Genomic DNA, 23,257 nt, shown 5'->3' with positions numbered 1-23,257 from the left:
CTGGCGCCTGTCAGTTTCGGGTCTCGGCCGCCGCCAGGGCACGGTCTATCATTTCACCAAGTCCGGCAAGTTCGCTGCGAACCCGGTCCCAGTCTGGCTCGGTGGCTTTCAGCAGCCCTTCAAGCTGGCCCGCCTGGCGGGTCATCAGCGGATAGCCCATGGCGCCAGCTGTACCCTTGATCTGGTGGGCCTCGGTTTTCAGGGTATCCCGGTCGCCCCGGGCCAGCGCCCGTTCCATGGTGGCACGGCGCTCCGAGAGACCGTCCAGAAAACGGGCGATCAGGTCCGCAATTTCCGCGTCTTCGTCGCTGGCGTCCGACGCATCCAGCATGGCACCCAACAGACGATCGAGCAACGAGGTGAGATGGGCCTGGTCGATCGGCTTGTTCAATACACCGTCACAACCGGCCTCCAGCAGGGCATCGATCTCCTGCTGGTCACCTGCGGTAAAGGCGATGACGGGCCGCCGAAAACCCGCCTGGCGCAACAACCCGGTGGCGGCAACGCCGTCCATGCCCGGCATATGCCGGTCCATGAGCACCAGATGCACGGTATCCGAGAGGGCCGTTCGAACCGCCTCCTCGCCGCTGGTAACCGAGACCACTTCCAGGCCCTGCCGGCGAAGCATGCGTTCCACCAGCTGCCGGTTATCGTCATTGTCCTCGGCCACCAGAACCCTGCCCTGGTAACGCTTGGGCGCCGCTGAGGGGCTCTCGGGGCTGACCGTCAGGTACCTTGCCAGGGTCTCGTAGAAGCGCTGTTTATCAATCGGCTTGGCCAGGTGTTCATTGCAGCCGGCCAGACGGTAATCGGCAATGTCCTCCGACATCACATTGGCGGTGAGAGCAATCACCGGCGTGTTCACGCCGGCCTCGCGCAGCGCCGCGGTCGCATCCCGGCCATTCATGACCGGCATCTGGATATCCATCAGGATCAGGTCGAAACGCTCACGAATGGCCAGCTCGAGGGCTTCGGCACCATTGCTCGCGTGCACCAGTTCCGCGCCGGTGCGGGCCACCAGCAGGGAAACCAGGCGCCGATTCACCTCGTTGTCCTCGGCACAGAGGATTCGGCCGGACAGCGCCGGCGCCACCACCATGGGAATGGCCCGCCGCCGCTGGCTCAGCTCCGACGCGTCGCGCAGGAAGTGCACGCCGTCCAGAGCACCGGTCCGGATCGACAGCTCGAACTCGCTGCCCTCGCCGTAGGTGCTGTCGACCCGGATACTGCCACCCAGCAGTTCCGCCAGCCGTCGCGAAATGCTCAGGCCCAGGCCGGTGCCGCCATACTGGCGGGAAATGGCGGCGCTGCCCTGGGCGAAGGGGTCGAACAGCCTCTGCAGCTGTTCGGGCTTCATCCCGATGCCCGTGTCCACTACCCGGGCCACCAGCCGCTGCTGGTCACGATCGCATCGTACAGCCAGGGAGATCGACCCTTTTTCAGTGAATTTCAGGGCATTTCCGCACAGATTGATAATAATCTGTCGTAATCGCGTGGGATCGGTCTGAATCCGTTCCGGCAGCGGATACTCGCAGACAATGCTGAAATCCAGCCCCTTCTCCCGGGCCCTCGGGGCGAAGAAGGCGCGGATCTCGTCCAGCAGTTCCGGCAGGTTGACCGAGACGATGTCCACGTCCAGTTTGTTGGCGTCGATCTTGGAGTGGTCGAGGATGTCGTTGACCAGGTCCAGCAGGTGGCGACCACTTCGCACCACCGTTTCGGCGCTGCTGCGCTTTTCCGGTTCGGTCAGATCCGGGTCCAGCAGGGTTTCACCGTAGCCGATGATCGCCGCCAGCGGCGTCCGGATCTCGTGGCTCATATTGGCCAGGAACTGACTCTTGGCCTCGGCCGAGTTGCGGGCCAGCTCCTTCTCCAACCGCTCCTGTTCACGCTCACGCTCGATCTTCTGCCGGTTGTGGCTCTCGGTGGCATCGATGCAGGTGCCTTCCAGATGGGTCGGCTCGCCGTCGGCGTCGTACACCGTGTGCAGGGAGATGGTGGCCCAGCGCTCGTCGCCGCTGCGGGTGCGGTAACGGGCCTCAATGCCCTTGACGGTTCCCCGGGCTTCCAGTTGCTCCACCACCAGCCGGCGTAGGCGCTCGTCGGCAATGCAGGTTTCCAGCACATCGGGATTATGCCGGAGCAGCTCGCCGCTACTGCTATAACCGAGCAGTCGTGCCATGGCCGGATTGGCCGTGACAAAACGACGCTCCGGGGACATCTGGAACACCCCTTCGATGGCGTTGTCGAAAAGGGACTGGTAGCGCTGCAGGTTCGACAGGGCCCGCTGGCTCCAGCCCAGGGCTTCCGCCTGCACCTGCTTGATCCGGTCGGCCAGAGCAAAGGAGAACAGGATGATCTGTCCGGTCAGACCGAACTGCGGTGAATAGTTGGTGAATGTGTTCAGTGGCAGCACGCCCATCACCGTAAGCGCGTAAATACCAAAGCCCACCAGAGCCAGGGTCCAGGCAAAAAAGTAGGATCGGGCCGCCGGATTGTAGTACCGCCAGGACAGGTAGCTGACAACGATCATGATCATACTGAGCAGAATGGAACCAACGACGATCCACTCCATGGCCACGTGATAAGGCAGGAACAGGGAGAGCACGAAGGTGACCACCACCGAATACAGGCACAGGCGGATCACCTGGTCCAGATCGTTGGAACGCTCCCGGGTTTCCAGCAGCGACCTCGCCATCAACAGGCCCCAGAACCAGGTCAGGATGATCTGGAAATGCAGGTATTGTTTGTCGAACAGGGCGGGTCGGTTCTCCAGCAACTGGATGCCATGGACCTGCTCGGTGAAGATGAACACGGTTGCCGACACCAGATAGAGCACGTAGTAGATGTTGCTGCGCTCACGAACCGACACCGCCACAAACAGGTTGTAGGCCAGGATGGCCAGCACGGCGCCCAGGAGGATGCCGCGCACCAGTTCGTCCACGGATACTTTTTCGATGTAGCTGTCTGGATGCCAGAGACTGATGGGAAGACGGAAGGTATTGGTGTTGGTCACGCGCAAGTAGAGCCGGTTCAGCGTTCCGGGCGAGACGTCCAGCCGGAACGTGGGGTTGGGCACCGCCAGATCGCGGTCGGCCCAGTTGTCCTCGTAACCGGCGCGGCGAACCTCAACCAGGCTGCTATCCCGCACCATGTACAGCGCCACTTCGTCAACCAGGGGCAGGGCCAGCTCCAGAATCCAGTCGTGCTGGTCGAGGCCATTGGCAGCCCTCAGATCCACGCGCACCCAGTAAGCGGATTCCGTGTATCCGAAATTGAGCACCCCACCCTGGTGAAGGGTAAATGCCTGCTCGCCCAGACTGCGCACCTCATCGAGGGTCAGGGTCTGAGCCGGATCCTCCAGATACCAGATGCATCCCCCCAGATTGCGGATGCTCCCGACCCCGTCGTCCAGCACCACCTCGCCCTCGCGACAGGTGTCGGCGGCGCCCGCCGGGATGGGCGCCAGTGTCGTCATCAGGAGCACAAGGGCCAGCAGCCAGTGGCTGGCCGCCGTGGGTGCCCACTCAAACCGTTGCCGCAAAATGTGATCTCCGCGAGGGTAGATGGCGGTTTTTTATTTTACTCTCTCAAGCCACCGGTGGCCGAGAACAGGATTCCAGCCCCGGAGATCACTTTAGCCTGTTACACCTGTTTTCGCATCCCGGGGCCTTACGAAATGAGACATTCCTGCACGTTCGCCGCTGTTTACGCCTCCCTGGTTGCTCTGAGCGGATGCGGTCTCGAGGATACCGGGCCATCCGCATTCAATCCCGCCACCGATGTGGACCTCACCTTTTCCAGTTTCGACCTGGAAAACACCGACACCGCGCCAGACAACCTGGCCAACACCCGCTTCTGGCATTTCTACCGGGGTATAGAGCCAGCCGACGACAACGCCGACGACCGTGAGACCGCACGGGAAATCCGCCGCCATATCGACATCTTCATCGGAGCCACGCCCAGCGAATCTGGCGCCAGCTACGTTCGGGTGCGCAACCCGCTGGATCTGATGAACCAGGTGCTGGCCTCCGGCGAAGTGACCAATTTCCAGGAAGGCAAACGCTACATTCGCCAGCGGATTGCCGACGGCGCCGGGGGCACCTACAACACCCGCGGTAACGGTGCCCAGATCCGCTTCACCGACCAGAACGCCGCGCTGGCGAACCAGCCCCTCAACGACCAGCTCTGGATCTACCCGACCCTGGACTGGCGGTACCTGCCCGAAGGACCAGAAGGCTCGGACCTGGACAACAAGGTATACCGCACCATCCAGTACGTCAGCCGCAGCGTTCCCGAAGAGCAGAAAGCCGAGCAGCCGGAACTGGTGAGCGTGCTGGCCGGTAGCCGGTTCGCCGCCAACCAGTTTGTGGAGCTGGGCTACAGCCCGGCGGAATTTGCCACGGCGGATTACCTGAGCCGCAGTTTCGGCAGTATTGAATTGCGGCAGGATTTCATTGCCGATAATACCGACACCCTGTTTATCAAGAGCGGAGACGCAGAGGTGATCGGTCTTGACCGCTACCCGGGCTACAGCGGGGCAGACAACAGCCCGGACTGCCTGAGGGTGGAACTGGACTACAACATGGAGCGGGTACGGATATTCGCCTCGGACGGGGAGCCGGCCCGCATCGACGACCCTGACTCTTCGGACGACCAGGACACCATCGCCAACCCTGATAACTGCACCAACCAGGAAGACGCCGATGCGGTAACAGACTGGGCCACCGTTGCCGTCACCGGACGCTAGTCGGCACCGCCGTTAAGATCCCAGTTCTGCAGGAAGCCTTTCTTCCGGTCGATCAACCGTTCGTAGGTGGAGATCATGATCGCCGCGTGCGGGGACTTGACCAGACGCAGGGTCTCGATACGGCGTTCCAGGCGTTCAACCTCGGAGCGGACCTGCTGGTGTACGTGATGGCGAACGCTGTCGTGGTGGTCCAGCTTGACTTCGCGATGTGCGCCAGGCTGTTCTGGCTGGGGGGGTGCTTGGGGCTTGTCCATTCGGCTTCTCGTCCATTGAGTCGTGATAGATCCCTTTCCCGTTTCGCCAGTCTGCACAACTGCCTGACAGACTGCAATAAAAATGAATAGAGTTTCACTTTTATTTCTGCGCCGGTACCGGTCTTTCTGTAATCCACACGTTCGCAGCCCTGCTATAGTTCCGTCTGGATCCAATTTTTTACCAGACAGGAGCTCCCATGACCCAGACCTCCGTGGCGGATACGCTCCGTGAATATTCGTCGCTGCTGGAACTGCTCGACGACGCCTACTGGGAGGCCAGTAGCATTCACCACAAGGACATGCTGTACGACATCATCAGCATCTTCAGCCAGGAAGTGGCGGAGATCAACAAACTGAGCATCCAGGATCACCACTACCCCTATGAGGTGATCACCGAAGGCATACGCCGCGTGGTTCCGAAACTGGAGCGGCTCGATGAAAACCGCGAGGACGTTATCCAGCGGACCCAGACCCTGACCGATTTCCGCGACATCCTGTCGTCGGTGCTGGGCATTCTGGAGGCCCAGCTGCGAACCCTGTGAGCCGCCCCTCTCAGGCGGCCACCAGGGGGCGCTGGTGTTCCGGAATCAGGGGAAACTGTTTGCCCACGGTGTAGACAAATTTCGCCAGCGCCGGCAAATGGTGCCCAACAATCGGAAAGCCGGTGTTGAGCAGGCTGACCGAGATGTCCCGGGCTGCATCTGCCCAGCACAGTTTGTTGATCAGCCCGACATGGCCGAAGGCAAACCGGCTCTGAGGGCCCCATAGGCCCACCGGGTTACCGCCAAGCATCATGCCCGCGCTGAAGCGCATGGGGATCATCATGGTGCGATCAATCTGCAGGGACCCGAACTGCTGGATGGCCCGTCGCACGGTGATCTCGCTACATACCCGTCGACCGTTCCAGACCCCGCCGTTGAGCATCATCTGGAAGAACCGGCCCATTTCCTCGGCGGTCCCGCACAGGTTTCCGGCCGGGATGATCGCCTCCTGGAACCGGGGATCGTTGGTCACTGCTTCCACAGTACGAATGTCGCCGCCAAGGGCCCGGTTAACCACCCAGGATACCGGAAAGCGCGGCCTGGGCCCCGTGGCGTAATTGCTGGCCAGGTCGCCGAGATGCTCCGGGGCAATGCCATAGGTAAACCACTTCATACCCATGGGCTGGCGGAGGTGGCGATCCAGATAGTTCTCGATGCTGTCGCCGGTGACGCTCTCCAGCACCCGCTGGAGCACGAAGCCGCCGGTAATGGCGTGGTAGGCAACCTTGGCACCGTCCACCTCCACCGGCCGCGCGGCGCACAACAGCCGCCAGATCTCATCGCGGTTCCAGAGCACATCGATCGGGGTTTCCCGGGGAATGGCTGGGATACCGCCTCGATGGGACAGTATCTGATGGACGGTGATGGTGCGCTTGCCATTACTGGCAAATTCCGGGCAATAGTAGGACACCGGATCCATCAGATTGACCAGGCCCTGTTCCGCCAGCATGTGCATGAGCAACGCCGTGACCGCCTTGGATGCGGAGAAATAGCAGATGGGCGTGTCCGTGGTCATCGGCACCGGGACCGCATTGGCCGGGTCGTCGGGCCCATTGCCACTGGCGTGGCCAATGGCGCGGTGCAGCACCTGCTCTCCCCGGTGGCGGATCGAGATCTGGATGCCCGGATGGACACCGGTGCGGTACAGGCTCTGCACGCTGCGCCAAAGTGCCTCAACCGTTTGCCCACTGACACCCACCGCCTCCGGATGCTCGCCGGCCGTGTCCCGGAAGGTCACGGCCTCGAGGTCGTCGGGCACACGGCAGGTGTGTAGTGCGTAGCGGGCAAGTCGATTCATGGGCAAGACCTTTTATTGGACGGATGTTTTCAGCCTATCTTTCATCTTACCGCCAAACTCTGCATTGGCCGAATCACAGGCACACGGGTGTCAGGGCTTCCACCGGGCAGCGTATCCGCATCAAGGTGCGTTTCTGAGCTGTTGATGCAAGTGGGCAAGGGCAACGCAATTCCGCCCCCGATCCTTGGCCAGGTACATGGCCTTGTCTGCGGCGGCGCACAGGGCCGGTACCGAGACGCCGTGATCCGGATAGACGGCAACTCCCACACTGATCGTGAGGGGCACCGACTCACCGTCACCCAGGGGCTGGGCTGAGGACGACACCCGCTTACGGAGCCGCTCCGCGGTCTCCCGGGCCTCTTCCAGATCCATCTCCGGCAGCACGATGACAAACTCCTCACCGCCAAACCGGCCGATGGAATCCACGCTCCGGACACTGCGCTCGAGCAGGCGGCTCACTGACCGGAGCACCGAGTCGCCGGCGGCGTGGCCGTAGGTGTCGTTGATATCCTTGAAGTGATCGAAATCTATCCAGAGCAGGGCCATCGGACGTTGATAGCGACGGGCCCGCTCGAGCTCTTCTTCCATCACGCGTGATAGCTCCCGGCGGTTGTAGAGCCCGGTCAGCGGGTCCCGTGTCGCCAGTTCCGACAGCTCACTTTCCAGGGCCTTCCGGTCGGAGATATCCAGCACGATACCCTCCAGAATCACCGTGCCATTGTCCTCTTCCACGCCCCGGCCCCGTTCCCAGACCCAGATCCGGCTGCCATCCCGTCGGGTAAGGCCGTATTCCAGCGAGAAGGATTCACCACTGGCAACAGCGGCCTGCACGTCCGCGACCAGTTGCTCGTTATCCTCGGCATTGATAAGGCTGGCGTAACTGACCACGCGGTTCTCCACCAGGTCCTCCGGCTGATAGCCGGTGAGCCTCGCACAGCCTTGCGACACAAACAGCATGGTCCACTGGGGATCGAACCGGCAGCGATACGCCATGCCCGGCAGGTTGTCCATGAGAACCTGGAGCTGCCGTTCACGTTTACGCAGTGCCTCACGCTGTTTGTGCTGGAGGGTCAGCAGCGACCGATCCTTGACCAGCTGACGCAACAGGACCACGAACAGAACCGCACCGGTGGCCAGCACGAAAAAGAAGCCCTTCCAGGTCTGGATCAGGGAGAGGGTTTCCGGGTCGGGAAACCAGGCCTCGACGGCACGATCGGAAAACGCAATCCACGCCAGGCCCGCCACCAAGTAGAGCAGCGCCGCCCATGTTGCCCTGCGGATGGGGGTCTGGTTATCGGTCAATCTGGTCATTCCCTGAGAGTTTTGCCGGGACGGCTCCATGAACGCACAGCCATCGGTGTTTGGAAGTTGGTGATGCACAAAAAATAGTCATAACGCCACACCAAGTCGAGGAACAAATTGCCAAATGTTGTTGAAGGACGGCGCACCTGTTTTAATTTTCAGTTTCCATCCTGCAAGGAGCCAGGCATGACCCCCGGTATCAATGCCGCCCGCAAGGCGGGCATTCACCACACCATTCATGAGTATGAGCACGATCCGGCCAGCGACAGCTACGGCCTGGAGGCCGCAGAAAAAACCGGCGTGGAGCCGGCCCGTGTCTTCAAGACCCTGGTCGTCGCCATCGACGGCAAGGATCTGGTGGTTGGCATAGTGCCGGTTACCGGACTGCTGAGCATGAAGCTGATCGCCCGCGCCGCCGGGGGCAAGAAAGCCGCCATGGCGGATAAAGCGCTGGTGGAGCGCGCCACCGGGTACGTGCTGGGCGGTGTCAGCCCCCTGGGACAGAAAAAAAGGCTGAAAACCTTTATCGATGACTCAGCCCTGAACTTCGACACCATTTTTGTCAGCGCCGGGCGTCGGGGCCTGGAAATCGAGCTGGCGCCCCGGGACCTGGCAAAACTGGTTGGCGGCGGCTTTTTTCCACTCCATCAGGAGTAGATCTGCGGCACAAAAAAACCGGACAACCGCCATGGCCGTCCGGTTCTTCTGCCAGCCACCGGGACGTGACCCGGCGGCGTTGGCGAGAGATTACTTCACGGATGCGCGGGCATCCGAAAGAATCTTGTTGAAGGTCTCGCTCGGCTGCATCACCTTGCAGACTTTCTCCATCGGCGGGTGGTAATAGCCACCGATATCCGCCGGATGGCCCTGGACCACGGTCATCTCTTCCAGAATCTTGTCCTTGTTGTCTTCCAGCTGCCTGGACAGCTTGGCAAAGAACTCCTTCAGATCCTTGTCGTCGTCCTGCTTGGCCAGCTCTTCCGCCCAGTAACGGGCCAGATGGAAGTGGGAGCCCCGGTTGTCCAGCTCGCCGGTGACCCGGGAGGGGGACTGGTTATTCTCCAGCAGGCGTTCGGTGGCCTTGTCCAGGGTCTGGCCCAGCAGGCGGGCGCGCTCGTTGTTCTGCTTCTCGCCCAGCTCGTCCAGGGACACGGCCGTGGCCAGGAACTCACCCAGGGAATCCCAGCGCAGGTGGTTCTCCTGGATCAGCTGCTGCACGTGCTTGGGCGCGGAACCGCCGGCGCCGGTCTCGTACAGACCACCGCCGTTAAGCAGCGGCACGATGGACAGCATCTTGGCGCTGGTGCCCAGCTCCAGAATCGGGAACAGGTCGGTGAGGTAGTCACGCAGCACGTTGCCGGTAACGGAAATAGTGTCGAGACCCCGGATCAGACGCTCCATGGTCCAGCGGATAGCGCGGACCGGCGACATGATGCGGATGTCCAGGCCTTCGGTATCGTGATCCTTCAGGTAGGTTTCCACCTTCTTGATCAGCTGGGCATCGTGGGCTCGCTCGTCGTCGAGCCAGAATACCGCCGGCATGCCGGTGGCGCGGGCACGGTTGACGGCCAGTTTGACCCAGTCACGGATCGGCAGGTCCTTGGTCTGGCAGGCGCGCCAGATGTCGCCTTGCTCGACCTTGTGCTCGGTGAGCACGGTGCCGTCCTCGGCCACGATGCGAACAACACCGTCTTCCTTGATTTCAAAGGTCTTGTCGTGGGAGCCGTACTCTTCAGCTTTCTGGGCCATCAGGCCCACGTTCGGCACGGTACCCATGGTGGTGGGATCAAAGGCGCCGTGGGTCTTACAGAAGTTGATCACTTCCTGGTAAATGGTGGCGTAGGTGGACTCCGGCATCACTGCCTTGGTGTCCTTGAGCTTGTTGTCCCGGGCCCACATCTTGCCGGAGTTACGGATCATCGCCGGCATGGAGGCATCAACGATCACGTCGCTGGGCACGTGCAGGTTGGTGATACCCTTCACCGAGTCCACCATGGCGATTTCCGGGCGGTGCTCATAGCAGGCGTGCAGGGCTTCCTGGATTTCTTCCTGCTTGGATTCCGGCAGTTGCTTGATCTTCTCGACCACGCTCGACAGGCCGTTGTTCGGGTTCACACCGATTTCGTCGAACAGCTCGCCGTATTTCTCGAACAGGTCCTTGTAGAAAACCTTCACCGCGTGACCAAACACGATCGGGTGGGAGATTTTCATCATGGTGGCCTTCACGTGCAGCGAGAACATCACACCGGTGTTCTCGCAATCGGCGATGGCGTCCTCGAAGAACTTCACCAGGGCCTTCTTGCTCATGAACATGCCGTCGAGTACTTCGCCTTCCTGCAGCGGCAGGTCGGACTTCAGGACGGTCTGCTCGCCCTTCTTGTTCTCGAACACGATGCGGGCGTTGGTGGCCTTGTCGAGGGTGACGGACTGCTCGCTGGAGTAGAAATCGCCGCCGCGCATGTGGGCAACGTGGGTGCGGGAAGCCGGGCTCCACTCACCCATGGAATGGGGGTATTTGCGGGCGAATGCCTTGACGGCCGCGGGCGCGCGACGGTCGGAATTGCCCTCACGCAGCACCGGGTTGACGGCACTGCCCAGCACCTTGGCATAGCGGGACTGGATTTCTTTCTCTTCGTCGGTCTTCGGATGCTCTAGGTACTCGGGCACCTTGTAGCCCTGCTTGTTCAGCTCCTTGATGGCGGCACGGAGCTGGGGAATGGACGCAGAGATGTTCGGAAGCTTGATGATGTTGGCATCAGGATCTTTGGTGTACTCGCCCAGTTCGGCCAGGGCATCCGGAACCCGCTGATCTTCTTCAAGATAATCCGGGAAGTTCGCCAGAATACGCGCCGCGAGAGAAATGTCGCTGGTCTCGAATTCAATACCAGCCGGCTTGGCGTAGGTTTCCAGGATGGGAAGAAGCGACCGAGTCGCGAGGGCTGGGGCCTCGTCGGTCAGCGTGTAGACAATCTTGGCTTTGGATGATGTCATTTTCGTCCTCAGGCTAATGGGTGGGTTCAGGACGGTCATGGCGGGGTCTGACGTCTTTTGAACGTCCGACCTGAGCAATGACTGATTGGGAACTTTTGATAGACCTACTAAGATACCATTTTTTCGTTAATTTTGGTTACGATCTTAGTATAAGAACGGACTAAAAATGCCGGATCTTCGGTTACAAGACGATGAAATGGCGGGAATTTACGAAACTTTCTAACATCGGACATTCGGGTAGAGCGACAGAGGAACCCCTTTCCAAAACACGCTCCTTGCGGCACATCCATGTGACGCTTGGGCTCCGCCATCCCTGGCTCCGCACAGTTTTGGAAAGGGGTCCCTCTGCCGCTCACCGGGCTTCTCGGTATGCCTCCGCGCATTCAATCGCAGCTGCTTTCGGATGCATTTTGTCGACAAAACCGGAAGAGTAGACTGGATCAGCCGTCCGCGTAATCCGGCAACCACCCTCCCATTCCAGACCTTCAAGCGGGCAACAGCCCGGCCTCAGCCAACCGCTCCCGGATATGATCCAGCGCCTCCGGATTGCCCAGGGCATCCCGGTTGTCCGCCTTTTTCGAACCGTTGATTAACCGGGCCACGGCCAATTCCACCTTTTTGCCGCTGCGGGTGTACGGGATATCGTTCACCTGCACGATGTGCCGGGGCACGTGGCGGGGGCTTGCGCCTTCGCGGATGCGGGTCTTGAGCTGCTTGAGCAGGTCGTCGGTGATGGCCTGGCCGTCGGCCGGCACCACCAGCAGCACCACTTCCACGTCGCCGTCGATCTGGCGACCCACCACCAGGCTGTCTTTGACCTCGGCCACGGTTTCCACCTGGCGGTAGATTTCCGCGGTACCGATGCGCACGCCGCCTGGATTCAGAGTGGCGTCAGAGCGGCCATAGATGATGGCGCCGCCGTGTTCGGTGAACTCGATGAAATCACCGTGGGCCCAGACGCCCGGGAAGGTGTTGAAGTAGGCGTCTCGGTAACGCTCGCCATTCGGGTCTTGCCAGAAGCTGACCGGCATGGAGGGCAGCGGCTGGCGGCACACCAGTTCCCCGCGGCCTTCGCTGACCGGCTGGCCGTCGTCGCCATAGGCGACGGCATCCACGCCCAGGAACCGGCACTGGATTTCGCCGCGCCGCACCGGCAGCAGCGGTGTGGAGCCGACAAAGCAGCCGCAGATGTCGGTGCCGCCGGCGATGGAGCCGAGCAGGGCATTCGGGGCGCCGTCGCTGTAGATCCAGTCATAGTCTTCCGGCAACAGCGGCGAGCCGGTGGAGAACACCACGCGCAGAGCGCTCTGGTCCAACGTTTTCGCTGGCTGCAGTTCCGCCTTGCGGCAGCCGGCGATGAAGCGGGCGCTGGTGCCGAAATGGGTGACCTTTTCTTCAGCCACGGTGTCCCAGAGAAAACTCAGGCCGGGATAGCCCGGGGAGCCGTCGACGGTAATAACGGCGGCACCGGTCAGCAGGGCAGAGGCCTGCCAGTTCCACATCATCCAGCCACAGGTGGTGAAATACAGGAAGCGGTCTTCGGGGCCCACGTCGCCGTGCAGCATCAGTTCCTTGGCGTGATTGACCAGCAGGCCGGCGGTGCCATGCACAATGCACTTGGGTTTGCCGGTGGTGCCGGAGGAGTAGAGGATGTACACCGGGTGGTCCGGATCCACCGGGGTGAATGAAGGGGCCTGGCCGTGGCCGGCTGCCAGGGCGTCGTCCCAGGTGGTGACCAGGTCACCGGGGACCGGCGCGTCATCGGGCAACTGCGCGATACTGACCACGGTCTTCAGGGACGGCAGGCCGGCAATCAGCTCGGCAAAGTCGCTCTGGCGGGCGAAGACCTTGCCGCCATAGCCATAGCCGTTGACCACGATCAGTGCCGAAGGCTCAATCTGACCAAAGCGGTCGTTGATGGCGCCGATCCCGAAATCCGGCGAGGCGGAACTCCAGATTGCGCCCAGGCTGGTGGCCGCCAGCATGCCGACAAGCGCTTCGTAGCCGTTGGTGACGACACCCGCCACCCGGTCGCCCTTCTGGATGCCCTTGCTTCGCAGGAAGGCCTCCAGAGCTCCGGCATCGGCTTTAAGTTCAGCGTAGGTCTTGCGCAGGACCGGCCGGGTTTCGCAGTAGGCCACCACCGCTTCGCGGTTGGCGTGGTCGCCATCGGCCAGCCGCAGCAGGTTGGCGGCAAAGTTCAGCTTCATGCCGGGAAACCACTCGGCTCCCGGCATTTCCCGCTTGCCCAGCACTTGCCGGGCAGGGGTGTCACAAACCAGGCCACAGTAGTCCCAGACCTTCTGCCAGAAGGTGTCGAGGTCGCTGATCGACCACTGATGCAGGGCGTGGTAGTCGGCAAACGGGCCGTATCCCTGCCGCTCCAGCCAGGCCTTGAAGCGGCCCATGCGGGATTGCGTCAGGGTGGCCTCCGAGGGCGACCAGACCACCGGTGACTGTTGTTGATTACTCATCCGTCTCTCCTGAAGTTTACTGCATATGCCAGCCATGACTGACCACAATGGACTGGCCAGTCAGGGCAGCGGACGGAAACGCCGCCAGGTGAACGGCGAGTTCGGCGACGTCTTCCAGGGTCGTGAATTCCCCGTCCACTGTATTCTTGAGCATGACTTTGCTGATCACTTCCTCTTCGGAAATGCCCAGCTCCCTGGCCTGTTCCGGGATCTGCTTGTCCACCAGGGGCGTGCGTACGAACCCGGGGCAGATGATGTTGCTCCGCACGCCGTGTTCTGCCCCCTCCTTAGCCACCGCCCGGCACAGGCCGAGCATGCCGTGCTTGGCGGCCACGTAGGGCGCCTTCAACGGTGAGGCTTCCAGGGAATGCACCGAGCCCATGTACAACATGGTGCCGCCACCACTTTGATACATGTGCTTGAGAGCGGCCCGGGTGACCAGGAAGGCACCGTCCAGATGCACGCTCATGACCTTGCTCCAGTCGGAGAAGGCAAGCTTGTGCACCGGGTCGATATGCTGGACGCCGGCATTGGCCAGGGCAATGTCCAGACCACCCCACTGTTTAACCACATAGTTTACGTTTACGTCAACTGCTTCTTCGTTGGTGACATCCATTTCCAGGGCCATGGCGGTACCACCCGCCTGCTCGATGGCATCGACTGTGTCCTGCGCCGCGGCCATGGTCAGGTCCGCCACGGCGACCTTGGCGCCCTCCCGACCATAAGCCTCGGCAATGGCACGACCAATGCCACGACCGGCCCCGGTAATCAGGGCAATCCGATTTTCCAGACGCATTGTTGTTCTCCTTAATCGTAAGCCACGCTGGGCAGCCAGGTCGCGATTTCCGGTACCACGAACACGATAGCCAGTGCTGCCAGCTGAATGATGATGAACGGCACCACGCCGCGGTAGATGTCGGTTACCTTGATCTCGGGCGGCGCCACGCCCTTGATGTAGAACAGGGCAAAGCCCACCGGCGGCGTCAGGAAGGAGGTCTGCAGGCACATGGCGAACAGAATGGTGAACCACACAAGATCAAACCCAAGGCTTTGCACAACCGGGGCAACGAGGGGAAGGATGATCAGCGTGATTTCCACCCAGTCGAGGAAGAAGCCCAGCAGGAAAACGGCAAACAGGATGGTGAGCACCACGCCATAGGGACCAAACGGCAGCCCCAGCAGCGCTTCCTCGATGACTCTGTCACCACCCAGGCCCCTCAATACTACCGAGAAGGCCGTCGCGCCCAGGAAAATGGCGAATATGAAAGCCGCCGTGCGGGTTGTCTGTTGCATGGAAGCATTCAGGACCTTCAGGTTCAGTCGTCGCGCCATCAGGGCCAACAGCAACGCACCCAGGGCGCCCACGCCTGACGCCTCGGTCGGCGTGGCGATGCCGGCAAAAATGGAACCCAGCACCCCCAGAATCAATGCGGCCGTGGGCACCACAGCCTTGGCCACTTCCCAGACAATGGCCCAGGTGACTTTCTCCGTGCCCTCCGGCACGGGCGCAATATGGGGCTGCAGCATGGGGCGGATGATGGCGTAGGCCACGTACATGGCGCCTAACATCAAGCCGGGGAAGAAAGCCCCCATGAACAGGTCGCCTACCGAGGCCTCGGGAACCGCCAGTCGATCGGCCATCAGTACCAGCATGATTGAGGGAGGAATCAGGATACCGAGGGTTCCCGTCGCACAGGCGGTACCCACGGCGAACCCCTTGTTGTACTTGCTCTCCATCATGACCGGCAGCGACAGCATGCCCAACAGGACCACCGAGGCACCAATGATGCCAGTGGTAGCCGCCAACAAAACGCCGATCACGATGACGGTCACTGCGTAACCGCCTCGAACCGCACCAAACAGCTTGACCATGCTGTTCATCAGTCGCTCGGCAACGCCGGACTGATCAAGCATGATGCCCATGAAAATAAACATGGGCAGTGCCACCAGGGTTTCGCTGTTGACCACGTTCCATATCCGCTCGGGGACCAGGCCCATAGAGGATGCATAGTCGAACCACAGATTGGCGCCGAAATTTTCAACAGCGATGACACCCACAACCGTCCAGATGACTGCGGTACCACCCAACACCCAGGCGACCGGATAACCGGTCATCAGCAATGCCCCGAAGGTGAGGAACATGCCGATTACGAAAAGGGTTTCAAGCTCCATCAGGACGCGTCCTCTTTCTTGTTATCAGCAGACTTGATCGGAATCGGCCTGGGAAAGCCGAACAGCAGGGCAGTCACTTTCAATAACCGCGACAGGGCGGCGATGATCAGAAGCACGAAAGAGAGGGCCAGAATGCTCTTGAGAATCCAGCGGTGTGGCAGCCCGGCCGGCGCCTGACTGGTTTCACCCTGCTCCCACGAGCTGTAGGCGTAGGGGATCATTTCCTGGACGGCCAGCACGAGAAACGGCAACAGCAGCAACAAGATACCGAGAAGCTCCACCCACGCCTGGCCTTTCAGCGACAGACGCTCATGGAGCACGTCGACCCGCACGTGATCATCGGTCACCAGGGTGTAACCGAGGCCCAGCAGCCAGCCGGCGCCCGCCAGGTGCCACTGCACTTCCTCCAGGGTGACCGACCCCATGCCGAAGGCATAGCGACCGATGACGGCGTAGATGATCACACCGGTCACCACCAGCCAGAGCCAGGATGCACTCTTGCCGATAGCCGAGATAACGCCGTCCAGAAACTGGCTGAAGCGGGTGGTGGGAAACTCCGTGTGATGATGAATGAATTGACCGGCGTCCGACGCCGACGGGTGCACGTCGGGCGGTGAGCCTTTATCAGATACGGCCATACAACAGTTCCTCGCTCAGAAAGCCTGCCGTGAAACAAGGATGGCCCCGCAGGGCCATCCAGACTCGATAGGAAAGCACCGGCGTTGCCCCCGGTGCCTGGGTCAGCCCAGTGCCTTAGAGGTCCGCCGGGACATAAGCGCGGGTATCCCACACCTCGTAGGTGTCCATGAACTCCTGCTGGCTTTCGTAAACACGCTTGAAGTCGGCATCCTTGGCGGCTTCTTCTTCAAGCACTTCCTGGGTAACCTGCTTCAGCTTGAGCAGAACGTCGCGCGGGATCTGGTCAGCCTGAACGCCTTTGTCCTGGAACTCGGCCAGAACCTTGCCGTTCTTGTACTCACCCTCGGCCAGGCCACGGGTGGTAGCCGCAGTACAGGACGCCTCGACCAGTGCCTTCTGCGCCTCTGTGGCCTTGTTCCACTCATCCTGGTTTATCAGCATGTACTGGGCGGTGAACTGCTGGTGCCAGCCCGGGAACAGGTTGTACTTGACCACCTGATTGAAACCGAGGATCTGGTCGATGGCAGGCATGGAGAATTCGGTGGCATCAATGGTGCCTTTTTCCAGGGCCTGATAGAGCTCACCGCCAGGCATCATGGTGACGGAAGCGCCCAGTTTTTCCAGAACCTTGCCGCCCAGGCCGGCGAAGCGGATCTTCAGGCCCTTGTAGTCTTCCAGGGTTTCGATGGGCTCAGCATACCAGCCTGCTGTTTCCGGCCCGATGATGCCGCACAGCTGGGCGTGAACGTTGAAGCCCTTGTTCGCGTAGGTCTCCTGAAGCATTTCATGGCCGCCACCGAAGTAATACCAGCCGATGTAGGCGGGAGGCTTCATGCCGAAGGGCACGGCGGCAAACAGGGGAATCGCAGGCACCTTGCCCTGGTCATAGCCAATCCAGGTGTAACCGGCCGCCACCTTGCCGTCGGAGACGGACTGGAGAATATCGAAGGGCGGAACCAGCTTGCCCGGCTCGTAAACGCGGACCTGGATGCTGCCGTCAGAGGCGGTGGTGAGGTTGTCGGCAACCCAGGCGGAGGGGGAGCCGAGGCCTGGAAGGTTGGTTGCGAAAGCAACCGGCATCTTCCAGCGCAGATCTTCTGCAAACGCGGAACCCGTAGTGAGTGCGATCGCACCGGCCACTCCGGTGAGAGCCTTGAGAAGTTTCATTGGCAAGTCTCCTAGCATTGTTATTGTAGCTGGCCCGGTGATCTCAGCCCGGGACCTTATTCGAGTATAGCCAGAGAACGCAGGAACAGACGGACATGGTTAGTTTGGGTCCAACGGTTTGGCGCCAGTCTTGTTCTCTGCCTTCTTCTGACGTCCTGCATCCCGGAGACAGCAGGGTCTGTGCCAGATTAGCTTTTTTATTTAAAAACAATGGGTTGAATTCAAGCAGGAGAGGTCAGGCGAGCAGAGGATGTCCGAATTTCCAGACAGATATAGACATCAGTCGTAGGCAGTTGTACGGATAACAGGACAAGCGTCCGGGTTTCAGGACAACCTGGAAAGCTTCTCGTAGAGAACGGATCGGGAGATGCCCAGCAGCTTGGCGGCACGGGTTCGGTTACCACGGCTGGCCACCAGCGCCTCTTCAATGGCGTGGGCCTCCGCCTCGGCGAGGGTCTGTGCCAGCGGTCGGACCGGTTGCGGCGCCAGGGATGACGCCGGTCGGTTGCCAGTGCGGGGCAGCACCTTGAAAATGGCGTCGGCATCCAGCAGACCGCCTTCCTCGCCCATGGTCAGGGCACGCTCCAGCACGTTCCGCAGTTCGCGGATATTGCCCGGCCAGTCGTAACTGCCCAGGGCCGAAACCCCGGCATCGGTCATCTCCACCCGCAGTCCCTGATCCTCGCAGATGTCCTCCAATAAGGCTTCACACAGCACGCCCAGATCCGCCAGCCGGTCCCGCAGGGGCGGGATGGGGATCTCAAGCACGTTCAGGCGATAGTAGAGGTCGGAGCGGAACTGGCCCTCGGCGATCATCACCTCCAGATTACGGCTGGTGGCGGCAATCACCCGAACGTCCACCGACACCACCTTATTGGAGCCCAGCGGTTCGATCTCGCCTTCCTGCAGGGCCCGTAGCAGCTTGGCCTGCAGCGGAAGGGGCATATCGCCGACTTCGTCCAGGAACAGGGTGCCGCCGTTGGCGAGCTGGAACTTGCCGTCCCGGGTACGGCGGTCGGCACCGGTGTAGGCACCCGGGGCCACCCCGAAAAACTCCGCCTCCAGCAGATTGTCGGGTATGGCGGCCACGTTGACACCCACGAAGGGTTTGTCGGCACGGCCCGACACTGCATGAATCGCCTGGGCCAGCACTTCCTTGCCAGTGCCGGTTTCGCCCAGCAGGAGTACCGGCATGTCGCGGCCTGCGGCCAGGCGGGCCCGCCGTTTGACTTCCAGCGCCGCCGGGCTGGCGCCGACGAAGTCGCCCAGGCTATAGCGTGTACCCCGCGCCTTCTTCGCCAGCGCCTTGCGAGCCGCCGCCAGATCCTGATGTAAACGGCGATACTTCGACACCAGCGGGGTCAGTGGTTCCAGATCGTCGTACAGCACGAAAGCCACCGCACCGACAATCCGACCCTGGTCGTCGTAATAGGGCAAGCGGGTCACCACCAGCTGCTGCTGGTTGTGTTCCATGATGTCGAGGAGCAGCGGCTTGCCGGTTTCCACCACCTCCGGCATGCGGGTTTGCGGAATCACCTGGCGAACCGGCTGGCCGATAACGGCGGAGGGGTCCCCGAGGCCCAGCAAATGCGAGTAGCTGCTGTTGATCCAGGTAATGCGGGCGCTGCGGTCTACCGCAATGGCACCGGCACTGGCCTCCTCGAACATCGGGAACAGGGCCTCGATCAGGTCCCGGGTCAGGCCACTCTTGTTGTTATCGGAAAACAGCTCTGTCATGTACCGCGTACCAACGGGTCGAATCTCGTTCATGGTAGAAAACCTGGCACCCGGCGGGCCGGGTGCAATCACGGAAGTATATGAGGGCCCCGAAGCCGGGGCAAACAAACTCCGCCCGGCGCTCCGCCGGGCGGCTCAACGGTCGGATTACTCCGGTATCCGCAGCTGGTTGTCCACAAAGACAATCCGGTCGCCTTCCGCCGGCTCAGGCGCAATGGCCGGCAGGTTGGCCTCGGTCAGCGGCGTTGCGATCGTGCCGCGGGGCACCGTGCGCACAACCTGACTGGGCGGCAATGGCTGCTTGTCGGTAAGCCTTGCCCAGACCAGATCCAGGGCCTGGAAATAGTAGTGGTGCAAAGGCACGTAGCGGTCGGCAATGCCGGGGAAGCCGTTCAGCACATCAAGGTGATGGGCATTGAGAATCTCGTAGTAACGCAGATTGCTCTTCTTGCCTTCCATGTGCTGGTTCAGCCCGACATAAGGCCGGGACGTGTGATTAATCGGCAGGATGGCATCGGCCCGACCGGTCACAAACACGGTCGGCTTGCCCTGCAGGTCCCCTGTGGCCCTGACCTGCGAGATACCGCCGGCGATGGCGGTCGCCAGTTCGTCCTGCGCGCCTTCCAGCGGCGCGCCGGTTGCCACGTTACGGCCCAGGGCCAGGCTGCGCAGACACAAGAGCGCATCCAGACCGTAATCCGGCTGGTTGCTGCTCGGGGAAGCGCTGGCCGCGAGGTTGGTGGGCTGACCGTCGGCGTTGTCGAAGACAATGCTCACGCCCCCGGTGGGCGGTATGCCGTTGCTGGTGGCAAAGAGCGCGGCCTCGGCAGCAGGCGCCAGCTGGGTTACCGCACCGGCGGCACCGGTGGCGGCCAGGCTCAGCTCGCACACCCGGTCCTCAACCCCGGCGCGGCCATAGGCATTGGCGTAGGTCATGGAGATACTCTGGGCCACCGCCAGGCCGAAATGCACCGGCGCCAGCAGGTTCTGCTCCGGCTGGATGCCAATCTCCTCATTGAGGATACGCAGGGCGTCGGTGGCCCGGTCATCCAGGGTAGCGCCGGTCACCAGTCCCTTGTTGGCCAGGGAATTACAGATGTTTTCACCGACCACCGGCGAGTTGAACACAGCGTTCAGGGGCGCGGTATCGCGAACCGCCGGCGCCAGGTTGGCGCAGCCCTGGTAAACCGCCAGTGCCGTGGTGTAATCCAGCAGGCTCCGGCTGTGTTCGGTGATCACCGGCCCACTGCCCTGGCGAATGGTGAAGCTGCGATCCACCTCGGGATTAACGTTCGGCTCCGACACCGCCACCCCGTCGATCAGGCCTTCGGTGTCCAGCTCGGCAGCCCGAACCGAGGAGCCGCCTCCGTTGGAAACACTGGAGGCGATGACCACCGTGTTTTTGGGGTGGATGGTCCGTAGCGTGGCGCCATTACCCAGCTCTTTGCCGAATTTTTCGTTAAGCACGTAGAAACCAAATTCGATGGACTGCAGCACGTGTCGACCCCAGTCGGCTTCCGGGTTGGCTTTCGAGTGGGCGTGCTTCCAGGCGAAGCGATCGGGCCAGTCCGCATTGAAGGAAGCCCTCTCCTCCTCGTTCAGATCGGCCCGGAACTGCACGGGCCCGGCGGCATCGGTCAGGGTGCCATCGATGCGCTGGGCGGTGTTGGTTGCCAGCTTATGAGCGCCGGTACCGGTGCCCTTGTCGGTGTAGACAACGGCACAGCCCTTTTTCAGGCCCCACTCACCGGCCGTGCCAATGGCCCCGTAGATGCCACGGGAGCCGGACGAGGGTGCCGTGACCATGCACGGTTGTTCAGGATCAAAGCTGTCGGGCACCTGGGCCATGACCGTCACCGGCACCTCGGTGCCCGGAACCGACATGAAGGCAATGTACTCATCGCCGGGAATCAGGCCTTCGCCGCCAACACCTACCTGCGGACCGAAGAAAGTGCCAAAACCACCGCCAGGGACCGTATCCACCAGCGCGCGGTAGTTGTTGTAGATGGCCAGGCGACGCAGCTCGGCGGGTTCCGGGTTGAGCGGGTCCACGAACGCGGGTGCGGGGGTACTGGCAAGACCGCTGGCACCAAGCCCGGCGGTCAGCAGGTCGTCGGTCACACCATCGTATCGGGTGTGCTGGATATCGCCCCGAACGAACTCGGGGAGGTCGTTGAACGGTTGTTTGCAGGCACTGAGGGTCAAACCGGCAGCGCCAACAAAGGCGCAGAGCAGTATTCGTTTCATGATCGTTCCTTGTTTGTTGTTGTAAACGAACGGGCCAGACCTCAAACAGGCCCGGCCCTATGCCATGCGCATCCTGTGCCAATGCTCTACATCACTGTTTTAGCGGGATTTTCTGAAATTTTCGGCGGCGCAATGGTCGAACAATCCGGAATTCCGGACACCCACAGCCTCACCCGGCTGCCCGCAGCGCCCGCTGGCAGAGCCCGATCACCCGCCATCCGGAATTTCGGACACTGTCAGGAAATCCGGACAACCGTCGCCCGAACCCCTGGTAACAGGGCATCCGGGCGCGCCGAATGGCCGTACAAGGAAGGAACAAAACGGGGATATCCAGAACGAGGAGGTCAATACGGTGATCCGCTTTCCGCCGCCCGCGGGTAAAGCCGTGAGTCTGGGGCTGCTGGTGATAGTGCTGGCCACCACCGGCTGCGCCACTCACCACAACGGGCCCTCGGCGACGGTAGTGCCCGCCGAGCGTCCGTTCCGGGTGGAACCGGGCCTGAGGTATTCGCCGCCGGACTGGCCGGAAGCCCTTTACGCCGATCTCTATCTGCCCGAGGACCTTGCCGACGATAGCGCCCGGCCGGTGGTGTTGATGGTGCATGGTGGCGGCTGGCGCCGCCGGTCACGGGAAGATATGACGTGGATCGCCGAGGACGTGGCCAGCCATGGCTTCGCGGTGCTGAACATCGACTACCGCTTCGCGCCAACCCACACCTTTCCAGCCCAGCTCCACGACCTGCAGATTGCCCGGCAGTGGCTGAACCGCAACGCCGACCAGTATCAGCTGGACCACGCACAGGTCAGCGGTTTTGGATTCTCCTCCGGCGCCCATCTGGTCGCCCTGCTGGGAGTGGTTGCCAGTTCCGACAGCGAGCTCAACCAGCCCTACGGTGGCCCCGGGACCACCCTGGATGCGGTTGTTGCCGGGGGACTACCCTCCGACCTTCCGGCCTTTGGCTCGGGCAAGCTGATCCAGCAGTTCCTTGGGGGAGAACAGCGGGACATGCCGGAAACCTATCGCAAGGCCTCGCCAATCACCCACGTTACCGACCAGTCACCGCCCTTCTTCCTGTTCCACGGCGCCATGGACGCACTGGTGCCGTTCAGCCAGGCACAGCGTTTCCATGCGGAGCTCCAGCGCCACGGGGTGTACAGCGAGCTGTACGAGATGCACCTGCGCGGCCACATCACCAGCTTCCTCACTGCCGGCAATGCCGTGGACGAAGCCATCGGGTTTCTCAGCCGCCAACAACAGCGGGAACGGCGCGTGGTTAGCCGATCCGCACAAACGGCAGCAGGCTCAACCCCATGATCACCAGGATAGCGAGGCAGGCGGCGAGCGTGCGCACCGGACGCCGGCGCAGCATCGACCAGACACCAACGGACTCGCCTCCGGCCAGCCGCTCTTCGTAGGCCTGGCGCTGACGCTCGAACCGCTGACGCTGATAGTCATCCAGCAGGGCCCGGGCCCGGGCCGCCTCGGCATCATCGTGTACCCAGAAGCCACCCATGCTGATCCCCCAGCGGCTTGGCGGCGTTTCGTAATAGGCCACGTCATGGGCGTCGAACAGGGCCCGGATTTCATCGGCCTCGTCGTCGGGTACGTGACGCAGGTTCATCAGGTGGTGGGGCATGGGCGCTCTTGGTCTGGTATCGGATGCCACTATATCCTAGCATCGAAG

At 61.7% G+C, this 23,257-nt stretch carries 17 protein-coding genes; 4 read left to right on the top strand and 13 right to left on the bottom strand.

Going from position 1 to position 23,257, the window contains the following annotated elements:
• Positions 1-10: 10 nt before the first annotated feature.
• Complete coding sequence (locus tag AC0J1C_RS00480) at positions 11-3,478, bottom strand: response regulator (protein ID WP_473046585.1); 3,468 nt, start codon at positions 3,476-3,478, stop codon at positions 11-13.
• A gap of 201 nt (positions 3,479-3,679) precedes the next feature.
• Here AC0J1C_RS00480 and AC0J1C_RS00475 point away from each other — a divergent pair, with 201 nt between their 5' ends.
• A complete protein-coding gene (locus AC0J1C_RS00475) occupies positions 3,680-4,750 on the top strand; it encodes a hypothetical protein (protein ID WP_473045107.1) in 1,071 nt (356 codons plus the stop codon).
• Here the strand turns inward: AC0J1C_RS00475 and AC0J1C_RS00470 are convergent.
• On the bottom strand, positions 4,747-5,004 hold the full coding sequence (locus tag AC0J1C_RS00470) for a hypothetical protein (RefSeq protein WP_375191620.1): 258 nt from the start codon (positions 5,002-5,004) through the stop codon (positions 4,747-4,749). The two genes, AC0J1C_RS00475 and AC0J1C_RS00470, sit on opposite strands and share 4 nt — an antisense overlap.
• A 197-nt stretch (positions 5,005-5,201) precedes the next feature.
• On the opposite strand from AC0J1C_RS00470, the gene AC0J1C_RS00465 reads away from it, so the two are divergent.
• Positions 5,202-5,546 (top strand): hypothetical protein, encoded by a 345-nt coding sequence (locus AC0J1C_RS00465; RefSeq protein WP_091989469.1) that lies wholly within the window; start codon positions 5,202-5,204, stop codon positions 5,544-5,546.
• Between the two features lie 10 nt (positions 5,547-5,556).
• Here AC0J1C_RS00465 and AC0J1C_RS00460 read toward each other — a convergent pair whose 3' ends face one another.
• Both AC0J1C_RS00460 and AC0J1C_RS00455 read right to left on the bottom strand, forming a co-directional pair.
• Positions 5,557-6,843, bottom strand: a complete 1,287-nt coding sequence (locus tag AC0J1C_RS00460; protein ID WP_473045106.1) for a serine hydrolase domain-containing protein — start codon at positions 6,841-6,843, stop codon at positions 5,557-5,559.
• Positions 6,844-6,963: 120 nt separating this feature from the next.
• Complete coding sequence (locus tag AC0J1C_RS00455) at positions 6,964-8,154, bottom strand: GGDEF domain-containing protein (protein WP_473045105.1); 1,191 nt, start codon at positions 8,152-8,154, stop codon at positions 6,964-6,966.
• 177 nt (positions 8,155-8,331) lie between these two features.
• Between AC0J1C_RS00455 and ybaK the strand changes: the two genes are divergently transcribed.
• A complete protein-coding gene (gene ybaK / locus AC0J1C_RS00450; protein ID WP_473045104.1) occupies positions 8,332-8,802 on the top strand; it encodes a Cys-tRNA(Pro) deacylase in 471 nt (156 codons plus the stop codon).
• A gap of 90 nt (positions 8,803-8,892) precedes the next feature.
• On the opposite strand, the gene AC0J1C_RS00445 is transcribed toward ybaK, so the two are convergent.
• From AC0J1C_RS00445 to AC0J1C_RS00410, 8 genes are all read right to left on the bottom strand, one after another.
• On the bottom strand, positions 8,893-11,136 hold the full coding sequence (locus tag AC0J1C_RS00445; protein ID WP_473045102.1) for an NADP-dependent isocitrate dehydrogenase: 2,244 nt from the start codon (positions 11,134-11,136) through the stop codon (positions 8,893-8,895).
• Between the two features lie 485 nt (positions 11,137-11,621).
• Positions 11,622-13,610, bottom strand: a complete 1,989-nt coding sequence (locus AC0J1C_RS00440) for an acetoacetate--CoA ligase (protein ID WP_473045101.1) — start codon at positions 13,608-13,610, stop codon at positions 11,622-11,624.
• A gap of 16 nt (positions 13,611-13,626) precedes the next feature.
• Positions 13,627-14,406, bottom strand: a complete 780-nt coding sequence (locus tag AC0J1C_RS00435) for a 3-hydroxybutyrate dehydrogenase (protein WP_375191626.1) — start codon at positions 14,404-14,406, stop codon at positions 13,627-13,629.
• A gap of 11 nt (positions 14,407-14,417) precedes the next feature.
• A complete protein-coding gene (locus AC0J1C_RS00430) occupies positions 14,418-15,782 on the bottom strand; it encodes a TRAP transporter large permease (RefSeq protein WP_473045100.1) in 1,365 nt (454 codons plus the stop codon).
• Positions 15,782-16,420, bottom strand: a complete 639-nt coding sequence (locus tag AC0J1C_RS00425; protein WP_375191628.1) for a TRAP transporter small permease subunit — start codon at positions 16,418-16,420, stop codon at positions 15,782-15,784. The genes AC0J1C_RS00430 and AC0J1C_RS00425 overlap by 1 nt, the downstream gene beginning before the upstream one ends.
• A 115-nt stretch (positions 16,421-16,535) precedes the next feature.
• The gene (locus tag AC0J1C_RS00420) at positions 16,536-17,588 is read right to left on the bottom strand and encodes a TRAP transporter substrate-binding protein (protein WP_473045098.1); all 1,053 of its coding nucleotides are present in this window, start codon (positions 17,586-17,588) and stop codon (positions 16,536-16,538) included.
• A gap of 324 nt (positions 17,589-17,912) precedes the next feature.
• Positions 17,913-19,325 carry a sigma-54 interaction domain-containing protein gene (locus tag AC0J1C_RS00415; RefSeq protein WP_375191638.1) on the bottom strand — a complete coding sequence of 471 codons (1,413 nt, stop codon included), beginning with the start codon at positions 19,323-19,325 and terminating at the stop codon, positions 17,913-17,915.
• A 147-nt stretch (positions 19,326-19,472) separates the two neighbouring features.
• Positions 19,473-21,572, bottom strand: a complete 2,100-nt coding sequence (locus tag AC0J1C_RS00410) for a 3-hydroxybutyrate oligomer hydrolase family protein (RefSeq protein WP_473045096.1) — start codon at positions 21,570-21,572, stop codon at positions 19,473-19,475.
• A gap of 352 nt (positions 21,573-21,924) precedes the next feature.
• On the opposite strand from AC0J1C_RS00410, the gene AC0J1C_RS00405 reads away from it, so the two are divergent.
• Positions 21,925-22,887 carry an alpha/beta hydrolase fold domain-containing protein gene (locus AC0J1C_RS00405; protein ID WP_473045095.1) on the top strand — a complete coding sequence of 321 codons (963 nt, stop codon included), beginning with the start codon at positions 21,925-21,927 and terminating at the stop codon, positions 22,885-22,887.
• On the opposite strand, the gene AC0J1C_RS00400 is transcribed toward AC0J1C_RS00405, so the two are convergent.
• Entirely contained in the window at positions 22,847-23,209 is a 363-nt protein-coding gene (locus AC0J1C_RS00400; RefSeq protein WP_375183306.1) for a DUF6164 family protein, read from the bottom strand. The genes AC0J1C_RS00405 and AC0J1C_RS00400 overlap by 41 nt on opposite strands.
• Positions 23,210-23,257 lie beyond the last annotated feature (48 nt).

The organism is Marinobacter sp. E2, from assembly GCF_055755345.1.
The sequence above is the reverse complement of the archived record's forward strand: the minus strand, read 5'-3'. Positions and strand labels throughout refer to the sequence as shown.